The 21,101-nt window shown below is 41.7% G+C and carries 11 protein-coding genes and 1 pseudogene; 9 read left to right on the top strand and 3 right to left on the bottom strand.

Annotation, left to right across the window (positions count from 1 at the left end; genetic code table 11):
* Nucleotide 1: 1 nt before the first annotated feature.
* The 3 genes from DW640_RS15685 to DW640_RS15675 form a co-directional block, all read right to left on the bottom strand.
* Nucleotides 2-3,103, bottom strand: a complete 3,102-nt coding sequence (locus tag DW640_RS15685; protein WP_117578647.1) for a TonB-dependent receptor — start codon at nucleotides 3,101-3,103, stop codon at nucleotides 2-4.
* 22 nt (nucleotides 3,104-3,125) lie between these two features.
* Nucleotides 3,126-4,484, bottom strand: coding sequence for an IPT/TIG domain-containing protein (locus DW640_RS15680; protein WP_011108971.1), 1,359 nt, complete (start codon nucleotides 4,482-4,484; stop codon nucleotides 3,126-3,128).
* A 518-nt stretch (nucleotides 4,485-5,002) separates the two neighbouring features.
* A complete protein-coding gene (locus DW640_RS15675; protein ID WP_117578645.1) occupies nucleotides 5,003-9,040 on the bottom strand; it encodes a hybrid sensor histidine kinase/response regulator transcription factor in 4,038 nt (1,345 codons plus the stop codon).
* A 209-nt stretch (nucleotides 9,041-9,249) separates the two neighbouring features.
* On the opposite strand from DW640_RS15675, the gene DW640_RS15665 reads away from it, so the two are divergent.
* The 9 genes and pseudogenes from DW640_RS15665 (at nucleotide 9,250) to DW640_RS15625 (ending at nucleotide 21,099) form a co-directional block, all read left to right on the top strand.
* A complete protein-coding gene (locus DW640_RS15665) occupies nucleotides 9,250-11,532 on the top strand; it encodes a GH92 family glycosyl hydrolase (RefSeq protein ID WP_008762721.1) in 2,283 nt (760 codons plus the stop codon).
* 58 nt (nucleotides 11,533-11,590) lie between these two features.
* Complete coding sequence (locus DW640_RS15660; RefSeq protein ID WP_011108968.1) at nucleotides 11,591-12,538, top strand: endonuclease/exonuclease/phosphatase family protein; 948 nt, start codon at nucleotides 11,591-11,593, stop codon at nucleotides 12,536-12,538.
* Between the two features lie 34 nt (nucleotides 12,539-12,572).
* Entirely contained in the window at nucleotides 12,573-13,736 is a 1,164-nt protein-coding gene (locus DW640_RS15655) for a glycoside hydrolase family 76 protein (protein ID WP_011108967.1), read from the top strand.
* A gap of 168 nt (nucleotides 13,737-13,904) precedes the next feature.
* A pseudogene (locus DW640_RS15650) lies at nucleotides 13,905-15,227 on the top strand (glycoside hydrolase family 125 protein); the annotation flags it as partial.
* Nucleotides 15,228-15,674: 447 nt separating this feature from the next.
* Nucleotides 15,675-16,826, top strand: coding sequence for a glycoside hydrolase family 130 protein (locus DW640_RS15645; RefSeq protein WP_103878128.1), 1,152 nt, complete (start codon nucleotides 15,675-15,677; stop codon nucleotides 16,824-16,826).
* 247 nt (nucleotides 16,827-17,073) lie between these two features.
* A complete protein-coding gene (locus DW640_RS15640) occupies nucleotides 17,074-18,495 on the top strand; it encodes a DUF6734 family protein (protein WP_008762716.1) in 1,422 nt (473 codons plus the stop codon).
* Nucleotides 18,496-18,578: 83 nt separating this feature from the next.
* Nucleotides 18,579-19,508 carry a hypothetical protein gene (locus tag DW640_RS15635; RefSeq protein WP_048698569.1) on the top strand — a complete coding sequence of 310 codons (930 nt, stop codon included), beginning with the start codon at nucleotides 18,579-18,581 and terminating at the stop codon, nucleotides 19,506-19,508.
* Nucleotides 19,509-19,591: 83 nt separating this feature from the next.
* On the top strand, nucleotides 19,592-20,392 hold the full coding sequence (locus DW640_RS15630; protein WP_008766951.1) for a hypothetical protein: 801 nt from the start codon (nucleotides 19,592-19,594) through the stop codon (nucleotides 20,390-20,392).
* 5 nt (nucleotides 20,393-20,397) lie between these two features.
* Complete coding sequence (locus DW640_RS15625) at nucleotides 20,398-21,099, top strand: glycosyltransferase family 32 protein (RefSeq protein ID WP_008766952.1); 702 nt, start codon at nucleotides 20,398-20,400, stop codon at nucleotides 21,097-21,099.
* Nucleotides 21,100-21,101: the final 2 nt, after the last annotated feature.

The following is a 21,101-nucleotide window of genomic DNA, read 5'->3' as shown; positions in this document are numbered from 1 at the left end:
ATTAAAAGCTTATTTGAAGATAACATGAGAATGTTTTATTTATCGGATAGTTAGATCCGTCCTCTCTAGTCCCTTCCGGATCCCACATTTTAAAAGGAGCCCATGTCAACAAATTTTGTCCAACAAAGCCTAGACGTAAGTTACTTACAAAAAATTTACGCGTCCAAGTTTGTGGAAAATCATAGCTGACTTCAACATTCCGTAATCGCAAATATTTTCTTTCATACAACCAAAATGTTGATTTTCTATTATTATTATCATTATTGCCATATGTCAAAAGCGGCCAATCCGCATTTGGATTTTCAGTAGCAGTCGTGCCTGATATTTCTTTGGGTATCCAACGATTACCATCGACCATTGCCTGTAAAATATTACCATAACGTTCACTACGGAAAGCATGAGGCCCATTACCGCCAATAAAGAAATCACATTTACCTGTTCCTTGGAAAAGTACACTCAAATTCCAATTTCTCCAATTAGCACTTAAACCGACACCATACTGTAATCCCGGAACTTCCCGATATCCTAAAGGCACAATATCATCATCATTAATAACTCCATCACCATTTACATCTTTGTATTTAATATCACCGGGAAGGATAGGTCTGTTACTTGTCTGTTTCGGACTACGGTCTATTTCATCTTGATCTTTAAATAATCCTAAAGCAATCAATCCACGCGATTGATTTAACTGAAAGCCTTTATCCATTTTATACCATAACTCATTGGCTGCTTCATCCTTATCTATGATATCAGTAGTCTGATAAGTAAAGTTGGCACGAAGTTGGAGATTCACCTGACCAATAGATTGAGTAAATCCTATATTTCCTTCCCATCCATAAGACTTCATCTTTCCGACATTGGCCATTGGAGTCTGATCAGCAAGCCCGGTAGTCAATGGCATATGTTTACGCTGCATAAAGATGTCATCACGTTTATCCAAAAACCAATCTAAAGCACCACTAATTTTCCCATTAAAAAAAGAAAAGTCAACACCTACATCATATTTCTTAGCTATCTCCCAAGTCAAATTAGGAGTCCCCAAAGTTTTAATACGGTAGGCTTGCACTCTATTTGTTCCAAATTCCCCAAATGAATATGATCCTCCATCATCAGTATCTATAAGAGACACATAAGGGAATCGACGACCATCCAATACATCATTACCTACCTCACCATAAGAAGCTCTGATCTTAAATTGATCTATCCATGGCAATGCTTTTTTCATAAAAGCCTCTTCAGAAATTACATAACCGGCAGAAACAGCAGGAAAGAAACCAAATTGTTTTCCATGTTCAAAATTCTCTGAACCAGTACATCCCCAGTTAAATTCAGCAAGGTATTTATCTTTATAAGCATAAGTAAAACGACCGGAATAAGCCAAATTACGACGAGGAATAGAACCAATCAAATCACTGGAGTCGAAATTAACATCCGTCTTTTCCTCTTGGTATACCATGCCAAAAACACCGACACGATGTGCATGAGCAAATAAACGGTTATAATCTAATGACGCCTGAAAATAGTATCGTTTATCACCCCTAACTTCCTTATTTTGATTCATCGGACTTCTATTGACCACTCTTTTCAAAATCAATTTACCATTTTCATCTCTATATTTTTGGGCTTCCCATACTTCCTCTTTTTTCTCCCGTTTTATTATATTCTCATTATAAGTATCAAAAGCAAATACTCCTTCAAACTTCAAACCGGGCGTAATAAACTTAAGATCCTGCTCTAACTTTACACTAGTTTCCACCTTACTCTCCCATTTCGTATGATATCCTCTTTGTGTCATATGATATTCAGGAGTATCTTGCCCATCCACTCTCGGCCATTGTCCTGTAGACCATTTACGAGGAGTAGACAAAGGAGTAAATTTGGCAAAATCCTCCCATATGTCACCAGTACTTCTAGTAGGCGTAGTCCTATTCACCAACCATCCACCTACACTAACTTTCAGTACTGTTGTCTTAGTTATGTTCATGTCTACGTTAGCACGATAATTATATCGTTCATAAGTCGTATTGGTATTGTACTTATTTTCAGAGCTAAACGTTTTGTAACGTCCTTGTTCACTGGTATATTGTCCAGAGACATAATAACGTACATTATCACTACCACCTGAAAAACTAATATTAGCATAATAGCGAGGTGCACCACTCTTCAACATTAAATCCCTCCAATCAATATTAGGATATAAATCAGTATCTAAACCTGATCTAATTATCTCCAATTCTTCAGGAGTATAAATCGGGGAATCATAGCGTCCTAACCGAGCCTCATTGGCTAAACGCGCCCAATCATAACCACTTGCATACTCTGGCACTTTTACAGGAGTATTCCAGTCAAATCCTGCTTTTACATTAATTTTCACCTTACCTTTTTCCCCACGCTTGGTGGTAATTAAGATAACTCCATTTGCACCGCGCTGACCATATATTGCAGTTGCTGATGCATCTTTCAGTACTGAGAACGATTCAATGTCTTGCGGCAAAATCTCATCAAAATTTCGTTCTACTCCGTCGATAAGAACTAAGGCTCCTGATTTTGCACCAAAGGTACTAATACCTCGAATCCAGAATTCAGATGTATTTTCACCCGGTTCACCACTACGCTGCATGGCTATAATACCGGGAACCACACCAGCCAATGAATTAGAAAGACTACTACTTCCTACAGCATTCAACTGTTTTACATCAACATTGGTTATTGCCCCAGTCAGAGTTTTCTTTTGTTGAAGTCCACTGGCTGTAATTACCACTTCATCAATTTTGCCAACATCTTCCAATAACTTTATAGTTACATTATTGGGATCATTCATTTTCAGAACAGGCAGCTCATATGGCTGATAACCAACAAAAGTCACTACCAATACATCATAAGGTCCCACTTTCAAAGAAAACTTACCTTCAGTATTTGTGATTACTCCCACACCTGCCTGGTTTTTAGCAACGACTGACGCACCAATTATCGGCCCTAAATCATCTTCCACTACACCTTTGACTATAATTTCCTTTTTTGTTTCTTGTCCCCATATATTGCTTGGAACAAGTAATATCAACATCAAAAGTAATATGAAATATTTCTGTGTATTTTTCATGAATATATCTTTTTATACATTATTATTCCACTGTTACACGACGAATAAGATGGTTATCTCTATCGGCTACATATAGTGAATTATCTAAATAAACTGTCACACATTCAGGCTTATTAAATCTAGCCTTCTCTGGAAGACCATCCGTAAATCCTGCTTGACCAGGTAATCCAGCATACAAAGACACCTCACCTGTTGGAGTAATTTTACGAATAGTATGTCGTCCATATTCAGGGACAAACATATTCCCATCCTGATCAAAAGCAGGTTGTCTCGGATTATCGAAACGAGCAGTCACCCCACTACCATTGACATAACCGGATTCATCCCAGCCACCTGCGAATAGTTCAGGCTCACCAAAAGTATGAGTCAATGCATTATAAGGAACTTTATAGATACAATGTCTGTTACAAACTACCACGAATAAAGCCGTACCTTCGGGATTAAAAACCATACGAGTATCTATTTTATCTGCTCTGTTTATTTGGAATAATGGTTCATAATCCTCATAATCGGGACCATTAAAGCGATAAATATATCCACCAGATTTATTACAAAAGAAAATTTCACCAGTCTGTGGATGCACAGCTAAACCTTGCGTTTCTGCTTTTTCAAACTTACATAGCCCTTTCACATCCATAAAACCACCTTCACGTGTTACATATAGTATGTTAAAACTAGTTTTTATATCACTTCCGTAGGACATATTAGAAATATAAAGAGTGTCCTGCTTGGGATTAAACGCAAGACAGGTAGGACTTTGGAATGGACCACTCGAATTTTGCACCAAAGTTTCCACCCAGCCTTCCTGAGCACGGCGCAAAGCACCATTTTTATTTTGTCCACGCCCCTCATCAATAAAAAACAAGGCACCATCTTTATCCGCCAAAGCAAACCAAGGACGTTGTAGTTTACATTCAGCATATGGTCCGTCATCACGCCCACTTTGCCCTTGTCTACCCATCAAAGTTGTTACATTACGTTTAAACTGATAAATAAATTTTGTTTGGGAAGCATATTCTTCGACATTATCATCTTTGCCCACAAATAAACGAACATAACCAGTATCAGCACGCGCAGGAACAATAGCGTAAATTACATCATCCGCTACTCCTACAATAGCAGCACGCTTATTATTAACAGTCACTTTCAGATAGGCAGTATCCGTACCAAAATTCTGTCCACGAATAATTAATTGAGTCTTTACGCCACCACTATCAGGAGAGAAACTCTCAAAAACAGTTGGTGCATTCAAATTGGGAGGAAAAGTCTGACTTTGGCGTATCGGAGCCAAGTCATTATTGCATCCCCCAAAAACGGACGTTCCAATTAATAAAGATAGTCCGATTTCAAGCTTTCGCTTCATAAATAAATTAGATTTCATAAGATATTAAATTTAATTCAAATAAAATAAAAAGTAAAAAGGGATCATTACATACTTAAAAAACAGGTGGAGGATCGTGTTGTTGATTCATAGTTTCATGAGATATTTAGTTAAACATATTATATTATTCTGACCTTTTTAATGCACCAGCAAAATTAATGTGTTTGCCAAGATTTTTAGTTTTCCTTCTTTGTGTTTTATATTATACGGCAGGGATATTTACTATTTTGGCATGATTTAATAGTATTCCATTTCTCCTTAAAGGTTAAATTCCCCGCTATTAAAATCAAGATAAAAATCAAGAAAACAATAACCGGAGAACGAACTTCCTTTTTTACTTCTTTGGCATAGACATTTACTCATATATAAACTAAATGCGACACTATCATATCTTTCTATTTCATAAATTAAAACTGCTACTGGTAGGGATAAAGAGAAAAATCCTCCAATTACTCAGTATTATTTTTTTCGAATGAAAATTCGAAAAAATTCTAATTGTTGCCATACCACTCCAATAATTATTGTACTTCTTCCAAGTGTTTGGTCCGGAATTCTTTTGGCGTGCATCCGTACTTTTCACGAAATACTTTAAAGAAAGTGACCTTATTAGAGAATCCGGCTTCGAATACAATTTCATCAATCGTCTTTTTCGTTTTCAGCAGCAAATCTTTCGCTACATACAAACGACACTCCTTAATCATAATCGTAGGACTTTCTTCCCCCATCTCCTCCATTTTCCGGTAAAGGCTGCGAACGCTGATAGCCAAATGATCGGCTATGAAACGGGGAGTCAGTTCCTTCTCCTGAATGTGGTCATTGATAATCCTCAGAACAGATTGCTGGAACTTTTTCGATTCCTTATGTGTCAGTTTACCATCTGTCTTTTCAAAAGAGCTGATTGCTGAACTGAAATAATCCTTCAGTACTTCCTTACGTTCCAACATCTGACAAACAGAGATACGGAGATATTCGGCATTAAACGGTTTGGTGATATACATCTCGGCTCCTGCAGAAAGTGCAGCCATCTGCTGTTCCATTTCATGCCGGCCGGAAACCATAATAATAGGTATATGTGACGTTTCCTTCACCGACTTAATCCGTTTCGTCAATTCGATACCGCCAATTCCCGGCATCATGATATCGCAAATGATCACATTCGGATAAACTTCATTCAATACCTGCTCCACCCGTTCCGGCTCCTGCAGGGTGACCACATTAAAATCGTTAGAGAAGATTTCCCCGATGAACCACAACATTTCCAGTTCATCATCAATCACCAGCAATGTAGGCCGCATCTTGTCAAATTCATAGTGAGGAAGTTTCAGCACCAGTTGCGACTCTATTTTTGGAATGTATTCCGAAGTGATTCGTTTAGAAGACGATACGCCGGTAGTCACTTCCAGCGGAGGCAATGACAAAGTAAACAATACCCAGCCGTCAGGCGTATTTTCCACCTTCAGCGTACCATTCAGCAATTTCGCCATATTGTAGGAAATGGCAAGTCCCAGCCCATTACGGGAGAAGTTCTTTTCATCCTGGTTTTCAAAGCTATCCAGGATAGCATAACGGTTGAAAACATATTGAAAGTCTTCTTCTTTAATCGTACTTCCCTCATTGGCAACCCGGAGAACCAGCAGGTTTTCATCGTTGGTATCCACTTCTATTTTGATACTTTTCCCATCCGGAGTATACTTGAAGGCATTGGATATCAGATTGATAATAATAGTATTCAGAAAACCTTTGTCTGAGTTCCAGGAAACTTGCTCGGGTATCTTGCTCAGGAACGTGATATTCCGGGATTTAGCCATATCGACAAAGGTCTTTGCCGTATTTTTCATTAAGGAAGATACATTCAGGGCCTCGATCCTCACTTCCCGGTTTCCGGTTTCGATACGGCGGAATTCGATCAGTTCGTGAATCAGGTTATTCAAACGTTCCGCGTTCGTCTGAATCATCTGAACATAATCGACTACGAATTTACTGAGTCCTTTTGATGAAAGGATACGTCCGCAAGGACCGTAGATAAGAGTCAACGGGGTACAGAACTCGTGAGCTATATTAGTGAAGAAACGAAGTTTCGACTCAAATACATTCTTTTGATGGCGTTTCTCTATTTCATTCAGCAGTTCCTGCTTTTTCCGTTTGGTGCGGAGAATGAATGAACGTACCAGCATGGCGGCTATCATAAGCAGACATAAAGAATAAATGAGATACGCCCACCAAGAGGCGTACCACGGGTCACCGATCCGTATCAACAAAGAATAGACTTCACTTTCTTTATCGAATACACTATTGTAGTACTTCACCAATAACGTATACTCACCGGGAGCCATGTTCGTGAAAGAGACAGAACTTTCTTTACCATTATTAATCCACTGGTCACTCAATCCTTTCAGTTTATAGGAATAGGTGCAGTTATTTCCGTTCAGATAATCGACAGAGGTGAATGAAACGGCAAAGAAGTTCTGGTCGTATTTCAAATTCAGTACTTCATTCTCTTTTTTACGGGTGATAAACTCTCCAAGATTGTATTGTTCTCCAAAGATAGAGAGTTTGTCAAAGTAGATGGGAGGCATATAAAGCTGTTCGGGACGTCCGTCTGCCTGAATAGCTACAAAGCCGTTGATTCCTCCAAAAAACAGTATACCCGTTTGCGGGTCTCTGTAGGAAGCTCCGTCACTAAATTCGACGACTTTAAGCCCGTCGCCAAAGCCGTAAGAGCGGAATACATTTCTTTTGGTATCAAAATTAATCAATCCCTGATTCGTACTCAGCCAGAAGTTATCGGACGAATGCCTCAGAATGGCATGAATAGTACTGTTCAGAAAACCGTCTTTCGCATTAAACAGTTGATAAGAGTTTTCTGAGGCATACTTGATGACTCCATAAGTAGTACCGATCAAATAATTGTCCGCATCATCTTTTATAATAGGTACTACCTTGTTCAAGTTCATATTCTCATACTTATGAGTGGTCAGCGGTTCCAATCCGTTGATCGTTTCATTGAAGCGGTATACCCCGTATCCCATATTGCCGAACAACAGGTTCAGACTGTCCCCCTTGCAGATCGTAAAGAAGTAATTAGAGCCGAATTCTCCGCCATTGACCACATATCGTTGTAACTTTTCAAGAACCGGATGATCCGGTGTACCTCCGATACGCGCTCTGACTACTCCCATCCCCACACTGGCCAGCCACAATTCCGAGTCCTCCGTTTCATAAATATCATGTATGTATTTGAATTCCTCATTATCAATCCAGAGAGGAAGTTTCTTGATACGGCGTTCACGATACGAATAAAAGTTCAGTCCTTCTTCATCACCGATCCATAGCAAGTTACGGTTACTTTCTCTGATACAGTAGACCGCATTACTGCCTAAACCACTGTTCGATGTTGTCAGTATCTCCGAGCGGCAGTCCGAGATATTCTTTTGTACCTCATAATCAAAAATTTTAAGTATTCCATTCCCTTTGGTACCGATCCAAAAAGTACGCTCCTTGTCAAGCAGCAAAGCACGCACGGGCCGTTCTATCTTTTCGGTATAGTTATTCAGTACCACCGATTTTATAGAATAAAGAGGATTTGAGTAAAGATAAACGCCCTGCCCATCCGTACCAATCCAGACAACATCCTGAAAGCGGTCTTTTATCAGGCTGAATGTTCCGCTATTTATAGGTAAGGTCTGAATCTGATATTCACCGCTGCCCTTTTGTTTTTCCAACGTCAGAACACCGTCCATCATTAAGCCGACAAAAAAGCTATCATGATATTTAACAATGGAGGAAATCTTGTCATGCGCCTGTATGTTCGCTCCCAGGTTAGCTATAAATTCATTCTTTTTACTCTCAATATGAAAGGCATAGAGATTGTATTCTTTATCCACATAGTAAACGGCGGCGTCATCGTAAAAGCTACAAATCAATGGCGTGTGATGATCCAAACCGCTTTTCTGCGATACTAAAGTGATATTCTCCGTCAGAGGGTCCTGTTGCAGGTCATAACACCGATTATACCCTTTCATCATCACCCACATACGGTTATTTTTATCAAAGAAGAAAGTAATGACATCCGATATCGGGATACCAGTCACATTGATTTTCTTAAAGATGCCTTCCTTCTTATGAAAATAATAGATGCAGTTGGTGTCTTTAATGATAAACAAGGTGCCATGATTATCCTTATTCATCAAGAAGAGTTTCTGAAACTCATTAAAGCGTGTAATGGAGTTCGTTTTACGGTCCAGACGAATCAGGCTATAATAGGTCTGGAACCAATAAGTATCGTTGCCGGTATAGATAATATTATCAATTTGATTGCCGGATAAGTAATCCTCCTTGTCACGGGTCTTAAACTCTTCGATCTCCTGACCGTCATAGATATTGAGTCCGTCACAAGTGCCGATCCACATCAGTCCTTTGTCGTCCTGGCACAGAGAAGTAATAGAGCTGTTGGACATATATTCTTTGTCAGCAACCTGCTTCAGATTATAGGCACCGGCTGTATTCATCAGCAGATTAAGGCAGCAGAAGAAAAGTAAAATACAATGTTTTTTCATGGCATAGAATCCTTAGATTTGCAATATGACAAAGGTAAACAAAAAAACTTTCCAGCACTTTTTTGGCGCAGAATATATGTAAGAATGCGTGCCAGTTTGGTTAATTATAGCGCCACAGGGCGATTTAGTGTTTCGACTTCCGGTAGCGGCATTCCTTTTCTCTCTATTTTCGTCACAGAAACTAATTTTATTCATAAATTCATTTGTTCATGAAAACACATTTTTCATTTAAACACCTGTTATTTATTGGAGGTGCGGTGTTGTACAGCATGCAAATTTCTGCCGTCAAGAATCCGGTAGACTATGTCAGCACGCTGGTAGGAACGCAGTCCAAGTTTGAGTTATCGACCGGAAATACCTATCCGGCTACGGCACTGCCGTGGGGAATGAACTTCTGGACACCGCAAACCGGTAAAATGGGCGACGGTTGGGCATATACCTACAATGCCGACAAAATCCGGGGCTTCAAACAAACACATCAACCCAGCCCGTGGATGAACGACTACGGTCAGTTTTCCATCATGCCGATCACAGGCGGACTGGTATTCGACCAGGACCAACGTGCCAGCTGGTTCTCGCACAAGGCGGAGGTTGCCAAACCTTATTATTATAAGGTATATCTCGCAGACCACGACGTTACTACGGAACTCGTTCCGACGGAGCGTGCCGCTATGTTCCGTTTCACGTATCCGGAAACCAAGAACGCTTATGTCGTTATCGACGCATTCGACAAAGGCTCTTATGTAAAGGTGATTCCGGAAGAAAACAAGATCATCGGTTATTCTACCAAGAACAGCGGCGGAGTGCCGGAGAACTTCAAGAATTATTTTGTCATCCAGTTCGACAAGCCGTTTACCTTTACTTCCGGCGTGAAAGAGAACAACATTCTCCCGAACGAAACAGAAGTTCAGGGCAACCATACCGGAGCGATCATCGGATTCGCTACCCAGAAAGGGGAGATCGTTCACGCACGTGTAGCTTCTTCTTTTATCAGTTATGAGCAGGCGGAACTGAATCTCAAAGAATTGGGCAAGGATAGTTTCGACCAGCTGGTCACTAAAGGAAAAGACATCTGGAACCGTGAAATGAGCAAAGTAGATGTGGAAGACGATAATATCGACAATCTGCGCACTTTCTATTCCTGCCTCTATCGTTCGATGCTGTTCCCACGCAGCTTTTATGAAATAGACGCCAAAGGACAGGTCGTACACTACAGCCCTTACAACGGAAAAGTGCTACCGGGCTATATGTTTACGGATACCGGCTTCTGGGATACGTTCCGCTGTCTGTTCCCATTCTTGAACCTGATGTATCCGTCCATGAATCAGAAGATGCAGGAAGGACTGGTCAATGCGTACCTTGAAAGCGGATTCCTTCCGGAATGGGCAAGTCCCGGACACCGTGACTGTATGGTCGGCAACAACTCCGCTTCCGTAGTAGCCGACGCCTATATCAAAGGACTGCGCGGATATGACATCGAAACACTTTGGGAAGCATTGAAACATGACGCAAACGCCCATCTCCGCGGCACAGCTTCGGGCCGCCTTGCATACGACGCCTACAACAAACTGGGTTATGTCCCCAACAATATCGGTATAGGACAGAATGTTGCCCGTACGCTGGAATATGCGTACAACGACTGGACCATCTACACGCTAGGCAAGAAACTGGGCAAACCGGCAAGCGAAATCGACATCTTCAAACAACGTGCACTCAACTACAAGAACGTCTACCACCCGAAACGCAAACTGATGGTAGGCAAAGACGACAAAGGTGTGTTCAACCCCAAATTTGATGCAGTAGACTGGAGCGGCGAGTTCTGCGAAGGCAACAGCTGGCACTGGAGTTTCTGCGTATTCCATGATCCGCAAGGACTGATCGACCTGATGGGAGGCAAGAAAGAATTCAACAACATGATGGATTCCGTCTTTGTCATTCCGGGCAAACAGGGTATGGAAAGCCGTGGCATGATCCACGAAATGCGTGAAATGCAGGTAATGAACATGGGACAGTACGCTCACGGCAACCAGCCTATCCAGCACATGGTTTATCTTTACAACTATTCGGGAGAACCGTGGAAGGCCCAGCATTGGGTTCGTGAAATCATGGACAAGCTCTACACGGCAGGCCCCGACGGATATTGCGGTGACGAAGACAACGGTCAGACTTCTGCCTGGTATGTCTTCTCGGCTTTAGGATTCTACCCCGTTTGTCCGGGAACAGATCAGTACATTCTGGGAACTCCCCTTTTCAAGTCAGCCAAGCTGCATCTGGAAAATGGAAAAACCGTCACAATAAAAGCAAGCAACAATAACACCGACAACCGTTATGTGAAGGATATGAAGGTAAATGGCAAGGCATTCACCCGCAATTATCTGACGCACGACCAATTACTGAAAGGAGCGAATATCCAGTATCAGATGAGTCCTACGCCGAACAAACAGCGGGGAACGACTGAAAAAGATATTCCCTATTCCCTTTCATTTGAATAAAATGTCGTACTTTTGAATGCTTTAATGAATGATCTAATCCAAACAAACTAAAGAAAACATGAAACTAAGAAACCTTTTATTTATCGTTCTTGCAGCGATAGTCTTCTGCAACTGTCAGAGCTATCAGCCTACTTCGCTCACCGTTGCCTCCTACAACCTGAGAAATGCCAACGGTTCCGACTCCGCCCGTGGAGACGGATGGGGACAGCGTTATCCGGTGATTGCCCAGATGGTGCAATATCACGATTTCGATATTTTCGGCACACAGGAATGCTTCCTTCACCAACTGAAAGACATGAAAGAAGCCCTTCCCGGTTATGACTATATCGGCGTAGGCCGCGACGACGGTAAAGACAAAGGCGAACACTCCGCTATCTTCTACCGCACCGACAAATTCGACATCGTAGAAAAAGGAGATTTCTGGCTGTCGGAAACTCCGGACGTGCCGAGCAAAGGCTGGGATGCCGTATTGCCTCGTATTTGCAGCTGGGGGCACTTCAAATGCAAAGATACCGGTTTCGAGTTTCTGTTCTTCAATCTCCACATGGACCACATCGGCAAGAAAGCCCGTGTGGAGAGCGCTTTCCTCGTACAGGAAAAGATGAAAGAGCTGGGAAGAGGCAAGAATCTGCCGGCTATCCTGACGGGAGACTTCAACGTCGACCAGACCCACCAGTCCTACGACGCATTTGTCAGCAAAGGCGTCCTCTGTGATTCTTACGAGAAGTGCGACTACCGATATGCGCTCAACGGAACTTTCAACAACTTCGATCCGAACAGTTTTACCGAAAGCCGCATCGACCATATCTTCGTTTCACCTTCTTTCCACGTCAAGAGATACGGTGTGCTGACAGATACCTATCGGAGTGTACGGGAAAACAGTAAAAAGGAGGACGTGAGAGATTGTCCGGAAGAGATCACCATTAAGGCTTATGAAGCACGTACACCATCCGACCATTTCCCTGTAAAAGTGGAACTGGTGTTTGACCAACGTCAGCAAAAATAACCCCGAATACTTCATTTAATAATCTGATACCCATATGAGAAATATATGTTTTGTAGCCTGTATGTTGTTTTGCCTCGCTTCCGCTTCCGGAAAAACGGTGAAAAATCATCCTTTCGTGTCCATTGCCGACTCTATCCTCGACAATGTTCTGAATTTATATCAGACGGAAGACGGGCTGCTTACCGAAACATATCCCGTGAATCCCGACCAGAAAATCACTTATCTGGCAGGCGGAGCACAGCAGAACGGAACCTTGAAGGCCTCCTTTCTGTGGCCCTACTCAGGGATGATGTCCGGTTGCGTAGCCATGTACCAGGCTACCGGAGACAAGAAGTACAAGACGATACTGGAAAAGCGCATCCTGCCGGGACTGGAACAGTACTGGGACGGAGAACGCCTTCCGGCATGCTATCAGTCGTACCCTGTCAAATACGGTCAGCATGGACGCTACTACGATGACAACATCTGGATCGCACTGGATTATTGCGACTACTACCGCCTCACAAAGAAGGCCGACTATCTGAAAAAGGCCATTGCCCTGTACGAATACATCTACAGCGGCTGGAGTGACGAACTGGGCGGAGGAATCTTCTGGTGCGAACAGCAGAAAGAAGCGAAGCATACCTGCTCCAATGCCCCGTCAACAGTACTCGGCGTCAAGCTATACCGTCTGACGAAGGACAAAAAGTATCTGAACAAGGCCAAGGAAACTTACGCATGGACCAGAAAACACTTGTGTGATCCCGACGACTTCCTTTACTGGGACAATATCAACCTGAAAGGGAAAGTCTCGAAAGACAAGTACGCCTACAACAGTGGACAAATGATTCAGGCAGGTGTATTACTGTACGAAGAGACAGGAGACAAGGATTACTTGCGCGATGCCCAGAAGACAGCCGCGGGAACCGATGCCTTTTTCCGTTCGAAAGCAGATAAGAAAGACCCGTCAGTCAAGGTACACAAGGATATGTCGTGGTTTAACGTGATTCTGTTCAGAGGCTTCAAGGCGCTGGAGAAGATTGACCACAACCCGACTTATGTCCGTGCGATGGCAGAGAACGCGCTCCACGCATGGAGAAACTACCGGGATGCCAACGGATTACTGGGCAGAGACTGGTCAGGACATAACGAGGAACCTTATAAATGGCTGCTCGATAATGCCTGCCTGATCGAGCTGTTCGCTGAAATCGAGAAATAAAACATTGATTATTAACCCTTACATGAATTAAAGAAAACAATTACCATGAATATAACCAAAACACTTTGCCTCTGCGCAGCACTTTCGGGCGCTGCCGGCGTGCAAGCAATGGAAAACCGCGAATTTGTGACCCAGCAAGACAATACCCGGGTCAATAATTACCAGACCAACCGTCCCGAAGCCTCCAAGCGCTTATTCGTATCGCAGGAAGTGGAACGACAGATTGACCACATCAAGCAACTACTGACCAATGCGAAACTGGCATGGATGTTCGAGAACTGTTTTCCGAACACACTGGACACTACCGTTCACTTCGACGGAAAAGAGGACACTTTTGTATACACCGGAGACATCCACGCCATGTGGCTCCGCGACTCCGGTGCGCAGGTATGGCCCTATGTGCAGCTTGCCAATAAAGACCCCGAACTGAAAAAGATGCTGGCAGGAGTCATCAACCGCCAGTTTAAATGTATCAATATCGACCCGTACGCCAACGCCTTCAACATGAACTCCGAAGGAGGCGAATGGATGAGCGACCTGACGGACATGAAACCGGAACTTCACGAACGCAAATGGGAAATCGACTCTCTCTGCTACCCGATCCGCCTGGCATACCATTACTGGAAAACAACGGGCGATGCCAGCGTATTCTCCGACGAATGGCTGCAGGCCATTGCAAATGTGCTGAAGACTTTCAAGGAACAGCAGCGTAAGGACGACGCGAAAGGTCCGTACAGATTCCAGCGTAAGACCGAACGCGCACTCGACACCATGACCAATGACGGTTGGGGCAATCCGGTGAAACCTGTCGGACTGATTGCTTCCGCTTTCCGCCCTTCGGATGACGCTACGACTTTCCAGTTCCTCGTTCCTTCCAACTTCTTTGCCGTTACTTCCTTGCGCAAAGCTGCCGAAATTCTGAACACCGTGAACAGGAAACCGGCGCTGGCCAAAGAATGTACCGCACTGGCGGATGAAGTAGAAAAAGCATTAAAGAAATATGCTGTCTGCAACCATCCGAAATACGGTAAGATTTATGCTTTCGAGGTAGATGGCTTCGGCAATCAGCTACTGATGGACGACGCCAACGTGCCGAGTCTCATCGCTTTGCCTTATCTGGGTGACGTCAAAGTGACTGATCCGATTTATCAGAATACCCGCAAGTTTGTATGGAGCGAAGACAATCCTTACTTCTTCAAAGGCAGTGCCGGGGAAGGTATCGGAGGTCCGCATATCGGATATGACATGATATGGCCCATGAGTATCATGATGAAAGCCTTCACCAGCCAGAATGACGCAGAAATCAAAACTTGCATCAAAATGCTGATGGATACGGATGCAGGTACCGGCTTCATGCACGAATCATTCAACAAAAACGACCCGAAAAACTTTACCCGTGCATGGTTTGCATGGCAGAATACGTTGTTCGGAGAGCTGATCCTCAAACTGGTCAATGAAGGCAAAGTGGACTTATTGAACAGCATTCAGTAGTCTCTACTCCATCTTTACTTATAAGATAACTGCTTCATACGGTGAAACCGATAGTTCCATGCTTTGGAACCAATCGTTTCACTGTATGAAACAAGAGTTTCCATGCCTTTGAAACTAAAGTTTCAAGCTTCCGAAACTAAAGTTTCAAGCCGCTGGAACTAAAGTTTCTCACTGATGAAACCATAGTTTCTCAGCGCTGAAACTTTAGTTTCTCGCCGATGAAACTTTGGTATCAAGGCGCAGAAACCGACCTTCTTCGCCGTAAGCGTCTCCGCGATGCCACAGTGACAGCAAAACTACTGTCACTCTGCTATCACACCTTGCCGTCACCTCATAACAATCACATAATCATCTATTTGCCCCCATTTATGTGACAGATGACAGCAAATTTTTATTTTTTAATTTATATGTAGAGAGTATATACTCCCCCAATAATAATTATATAATATGAAATCAACCTTTTTATTTCTGGTTACTACAACCATGATGACTTGTACCGCCTTGGGACAACCTTCCAACGACAAAAAGAACGTATTACCCGATTGGGCATTCGGAGGCTTCGAACGACCACAGGGAGCTAATCCGGTGATATCTCCTATAGAGAACACGAAATTCTATTGTCCGATGACACAGGATTACGTTGCATGGGAATCCAATGACACTTTCAATCCGGCAGCTACCCTGCATGACGGCAAGATTGTCGTGCTGTATCGGGCAGAAGATAAATCCGGTGTCGGTATCGGTCACCGTACCTCACGTCTCGGATACGCCACTTCGAGTGACGGCATTCACTTCAAGCGGGAAAAGACTCCGGTATTTTATCCGGATAACGATACTCAAAAGGAACTGGAATGGCCGGGCGGATGCGAAGACCCGCGTATCGCCGTCACAGCAGAAGGACTGTATGTGATGACCTATACGCAATGGAACCGCCACATTCCGCGTCTGGCAATAGCCACTTCCCGCAATCTGAAAGACTGGACAAAGCACGGTCCCGCTTTTGCCAAAGCGTATGACGGCAAGTTCTTCAATTTAGGATGCAAGTCCGGCTCCATTCTGACCGAAGTTGTCAATGGGAAACAGGTGATCAAGAAAATCGACGGAAAATACTTCATGTATTGGGGAGAGGAACATGTGTTTGCCGCCACTTCCGAAGATTTAGTCAACTGGACTCCATACGTAAATACGGACGGCTCGCTGAGAAAACTGTTTTCACCCCGTGACGGACACTTCGACAGCCAGCTGACGGAATGCGGTCCTCCAGCTATTTATACTCCAAAGGGAATCGTACTTCTGTATAATGGTAAAAACAGTGCAAGCAGAGGCGACAAACGCTATACCGCCAATGTTTACGCTGCCGGACAAGCCCTCTTCGACGCCAATGACCCGACCCGTTTCATCACCCGTCTCGACGAACCGTTCTTCCGCCCGATGGATAGTTTCGAAAAGAGCGGGCAGTATGTAGACGGAACGGTGTTCATCGAAGGGATGGTTTATTATAAGGATAAATGGTATCTGTATTATGGTTGCGCAGATTCCAAGGTGGGTATGGCTATCTACAATCCGAAGAAACCTGCTGCCGCAGATCCGCTGCCCTAAACAAACTGTTTCTTTCTACCCGACATAAATAAAACTGCAAGGATTACACAATTCTGAATGAACAGAGGTTGTGCTGATCCTTGCAGTTCTTATATTTATCAAGATTGATGCACAAAAAACATATTTCACTGCCAAAAAAGTAAACATTTGCGCCAACCATGCGAATTAGCCCTATCTGAAGGACCTTTTCCTCCACATTATTACTAATTTTATCACTATAGAAATAACACACAACAAATCAATAGTTATGAAAATAGTACAAACCTTTTGGCATGGAAATAATTCATTGTTAGACAATAGTTTTGGATGGATGAATCCACAATACCATTTAATGTCATGGGCATTAAGTTGTCTTTCTTTAAAAGACAACTATCAAAATATCGTTTTATATACCGATTCCCATGGATATGAAATCTTTGCCGAACAATTGAAACTACCGTATACAGATATCATCATTCAATACGACAATCTAACTTGCCCTGAACCTCATTGGGCATATCCCAAGTTATTAACCTATTCACTCCAAAAAGAACCCTTCATACATGTAGACGGAGATGTATATTTGCCTAATAAACTAGACAACACCATAGAGATGAGTGAATTGATTGCTCAGAACAAAGAAATAGGAAGCAGTTATTATAAAAGTATGATGAATCATATTCTACAAAAAGATTTATTAATGCCATCCTTCCTAAAAAAAGAATTAGAAAAAGACTCTATCATGTCATATAATGCAGGAATTATCGGAGGAAATGACTTGGAGTTTATAGCTGAATACTGCCGGACTGCATTTAACTTTATCGAATCAAACCATTTAAATGATATAAACAGCAAAGATATTCACATAAATAACAATATCCTCTTTGAACAAATATTGTTTTATGCCCAGTCAAACAGTTATAACAAACCTGTGGCAACAGTCCTTGATCACAGCGTTCGTGACAATGGATACATTTATGATGATTTCTGTAATTTTTATCTATACGACAAAGCCAAACTATTACATATCATCGGCGGACATAAAAAGAACCAACGGATTTGTGATTTACTTAGCAAAACTCTATTAAATAAATATCCTGACTATTACAATAGAGTAGTAGAATTGTTCGCGAATAATCATAAGCGAATGCAAAACAAGGCTAAAAATACTACCTTCCCCGATTTGAGTGTACAAATGTGTATTGCATCCTATCAAGATTATCTTCATTCTTTGTCCAAAAAATGGGAAAAGCTATCTTATACCGATCTGTATGATTGGGAGAAATGCTCATCTTCCTATTTCATGTTTCTAAATGCCGGAAAAGAGGAACAAGCCATATTTACTATTAATAGAAATCCCTACCTATCCATTTACGAAATTCCGGAACCCTGGCCGACAGAAGCAAAAAAACTGCTTAAAGAACGTATAAACAAAGAGTGCCATTCAGACCACTTTGATATAGTATGCATTCCATGTCTGCTATATGAGGGTTTTAAAGAAGTGCTTATTAACGATTTATGTTATAATATTCTGATTCTCATAGAAGAAGAGAAGACATTTGAATGTCTGTTCAACGAATTGCTACCTTGTTTTTCATCTGAAATCAGCAAAGATAAAGAACAAACTTACAAATTAATTCTGACGGAAGTAGAATATCTTCTTTATCATGGGGTGATATGTATCAATTGATTTCAACTTAAACAAGTGTATAAACTTATCTATGCATCCAAAAGAAACGACTTTATTTATAAACACTAAAATTATCATGTATTATGGAAAAGAAAAGTAAAGCGGAGAAATTAAAATTAAGAGGGATCAACCAAACCATATTGATCTCCAGTTACAATTCAGGGGCAGGTACAGGTCCCAATGATTGCATGACAGAAGAAGTTTATCAACGGCTTAATGCCCAAGGAGCCTTAGATACCACCGTCTATGTATGTGGCATTGGATGGATGACACCGGACGTAACTATCTACGGTAGCGGATCAGGTTTCGGTTCCGGTAGTGGTTCCGGCAGCGGTAGTGGTTCTGGCGAGTATTGGGGAAGCGGACACTGGGGAAGTGGAGATTGGGGAAGTGGTAGCGGGTGGACTGGTGGAGGAACTAGCGGTGGAGGAACTAGCGGTGATGGTCCGAAACCTGGAGGTGGAGACAAACCCGTTCCCAAAGATCCAATAGAATTAATGGACAAAAGTAGGTTTGTTGGTTGGAGAGAAGGAGCTAATTGCTTAAGTCTTTGCAAAGAAACACTAAAAAAATATGGATTATCCAATTACGGAAGTAGCTTAAATGTTTTTAAGCTAGTTGATTCTGCAAATGGATTATTAACAAACTGGGGAAATGATCCAGCTCAAAACTACAAAAATGCAATTGAATGTATCGATAAACATCTCAATGCAAAACGAGTTATCATAGTAGGAGTTGATTATGATCTCGATTTAAATCCAAACATCGACGGTACAGACCATTTTATTGTAGTTACAGGAAGAGGATATGATACTTCACGACAACAGTATTACTATACATTTATGGATAATGCAACTTCCAACTCTGATGATGGATGTAGCAACATTAATCGCCTTTACTACAAAACTGAAAATTTAAAGCTAGAGGGAAGCACAAAGGTTGCTAACAGATATTATACTGTAACTCAAGTAAGACCCAACGACGGTGGGAAATATGATACAACATCTTTATAATATAAAAATGTATAACCTAGAACGAAACGATAGAGTCCACTTTTACCGTGGACTCTATCATCATCTATAAATAATAATCAACCATGAAAAAAGTAGCAATTTTAATTATATTAATAATGGCAAGCGGACTATCTATGTATGGCCAAAACAGCTACAAAGTCACTTCTTTAGTGAAGCTATCGGATATAAAAGAAAAGAACTTGCAACGTGTATTCTATGTTTTTTCAAAAAATGAGTTCCTAAAGCTACCCATCAATTATGATATTTCATTCTTTGTTTACCAAGACAACAACAGTATCTCTCGTGATGATTTTGAACATACGAGAGCAGTAACTCAAGGTACATCTTATAGAATAAGCAATTCTCCATTCTATGCTAATCTTGACAAAAGAGACAAGAGACCTCCCATTGAAACAGTTCTTTCTCTCATTGAAGATACTAATGGAAAATATATCATGGGAATAGTCAGAACTTGGTCAGCTCTTCACGATATGGATAAACATTGGTTAGTTACATTCAATTTTGCAGGAGCAATCATTGACTACATTCCCATTTGTGAATGGCCTGGAACATGCAGCAAAGCTAGAACCATGGAAGCACAAATCAATAAAGATTTTACGGTGAATGTTCAACAGTTGAACTTTCCTGAAAATAATTACATCATTCAGTTCGATAGTATAAAAAGAAATTTTATACACCTAGATAACCTGAAAGGGCAACGTATAGATACTAAATATCAGATAATGCCGGATGGAAAGTTTAAAAAACTGGAAGAGGCATATTATCAACCGCAAATCTACACTCCGGACATGTTGAAGAGCAATGAAACCCTCATTCGATATAGAAGAGAAAATATTAAAGAAAAGAAAATATTTCAACAATAAAGACTATGAAAAACAGTTTAAGAATCCCACGAATTATCCACCAAACATGGAAAACAAAAGATGTACCTTCTCCTCTTGACCAACTGCCACAAACATGGAAAGAATATCTCCCGAATTGGGAATATATCCTATGGACAGATGAAATGAACAGGGAATTTGTCTGCAAACATTTCCCTGATTTCCTGGAGAAGTATGATACATATCCTTGTAACATACAAAGAGCAGACGCTATACGCTATCTTCTCTTGAAAGTTTATGGAGGATTGTACGTAGACATGGATTTCGAGTGCCTCGAAAATATTGAGTTCTTACTAGAAGGATCGGATTTTATCGTAGGTAAGGAACCCGACTGGCATGCTAAACGCTTTGGTTTTGAATATATCATTTGCAACGCTTTCATGGCGTCAACACCCGATAATGATTTTATCAACTTTGTATGCCAAAGGTTAATCAATCATTCCGGAGGGAAAGTTGTTAATAACGGATTTGATATACTGGATTCCACAGGCCCTTTCTTGCTAACGCATGCATTCAACGCATTTCCACATAAAGAAGACATACGTATCCTCGAATCAAAGACAATATATCCTATCGGACAATGGGAGGTAGAGAAAATAAAAAACAACCAGATTCCTAAAGAAATGGAAGAGCGTATCAATCAGGCTCATGCCATACACTATTTCTTTGGTACCTGGTTTGGTAAGTAACC

The sequence above is a fragment of the Bacteroides sp. AM23-12 genome, assembly GCF_003434395.1.
GTDB lineage: Bacteria > Bacteroidota > Bacteroidia > Bacteroidales > Bacteroidaceae > Bacteroides > Bacteroides thetaiotaomicron.
The sequence above is the reverse complement of the archived record's forward strand: the minus strand, read 5'-3'. Positions and strand labels throughout refer to the sequence as shown.

What these genes read in the sequence shown, in the direction of transcription:
- DW640_RS15680 (WP_011108971.1), bottom strand. Translation starts at nt 4,484, where the DNA reads ATGAAATCTAATTTATTTATGAAGCGAAAGCTTGAAATCGGACTATCT.
- DW640_RS15645 (WP_103878128.1), top strand. Translation starts at nt 15,675, where the DNA reads ATGAAATCAACCTTTTTATTTCTGGTTACTACAACCATGATGACTTGT.
- DW640_RS15655 (WP_011108967.1), top strand. Translation starts at nt 12,573, where the DNA reads ATGAGAAATATATGTTTTGTAGCCTGTATGTTGTTTTGCCTCGCTTCC.
- DW640_RS15665 (WP_008762721.1), top strand. Translation starts at nt 9,250, where the DNA reads ATGAAAACACATTTTTCATTTAAACACCTGTTATTTATTGGAGGTGCG.
- DW640_RS15625 (WP_008766952.1), top strand. Translation starts at nt 20,398, where the DNA reads ATGAAAAACAGTTTAAGAATCCCACGAATTATCCACCAAACATGGAAA.
- DW640_RS15660 (WP_011108968.1), top strand. Translation starts at nt 11,591, where the DNA reads ATGAAACTAAGAAACCTTTTATTTATCGTTCTTGCAGCGATAGTCTTC.
- DW640_RS15635 (WP_048698569.1), top strand. Translation starts at nt 18,579, where the DNA reads ATGGAAAAGAAAAGTAAAGCGGAGAAATTAAAATTAAGAGGGATCAAC.
- DW640_RS15685 (WP_117578647.1), bottom strand. Translation starts at nt 3,103, where the DNA reads ATGAAAAATACACAGAAATATTTCATATTACTTTTGATGTTGATATTA.
- DW640_RS15675 (WP_117578645.1), bottom strand. Translation starts at nt 9,040, where the DNA reads ATGAAAAAACATTGTATTTTACTTTTCTTCTGCTGCCTTAATCTGCTG.
- DW640_RS15630 (WP_008766951.1), top strand. Translation starts at nt 19,592, where the DNA reads ATGAAAAAAGTAGCAATTTTAATTATATTAATAATGGCAAGCGGACTA.
- DW640_RS15640 (WP_008762716.1), top strand. Translation starts at nt 17,074, where the DNA reads ATGAAAATAGTACAAACCTTTTGGCATGGAAATAATTCATTGTTAGAC.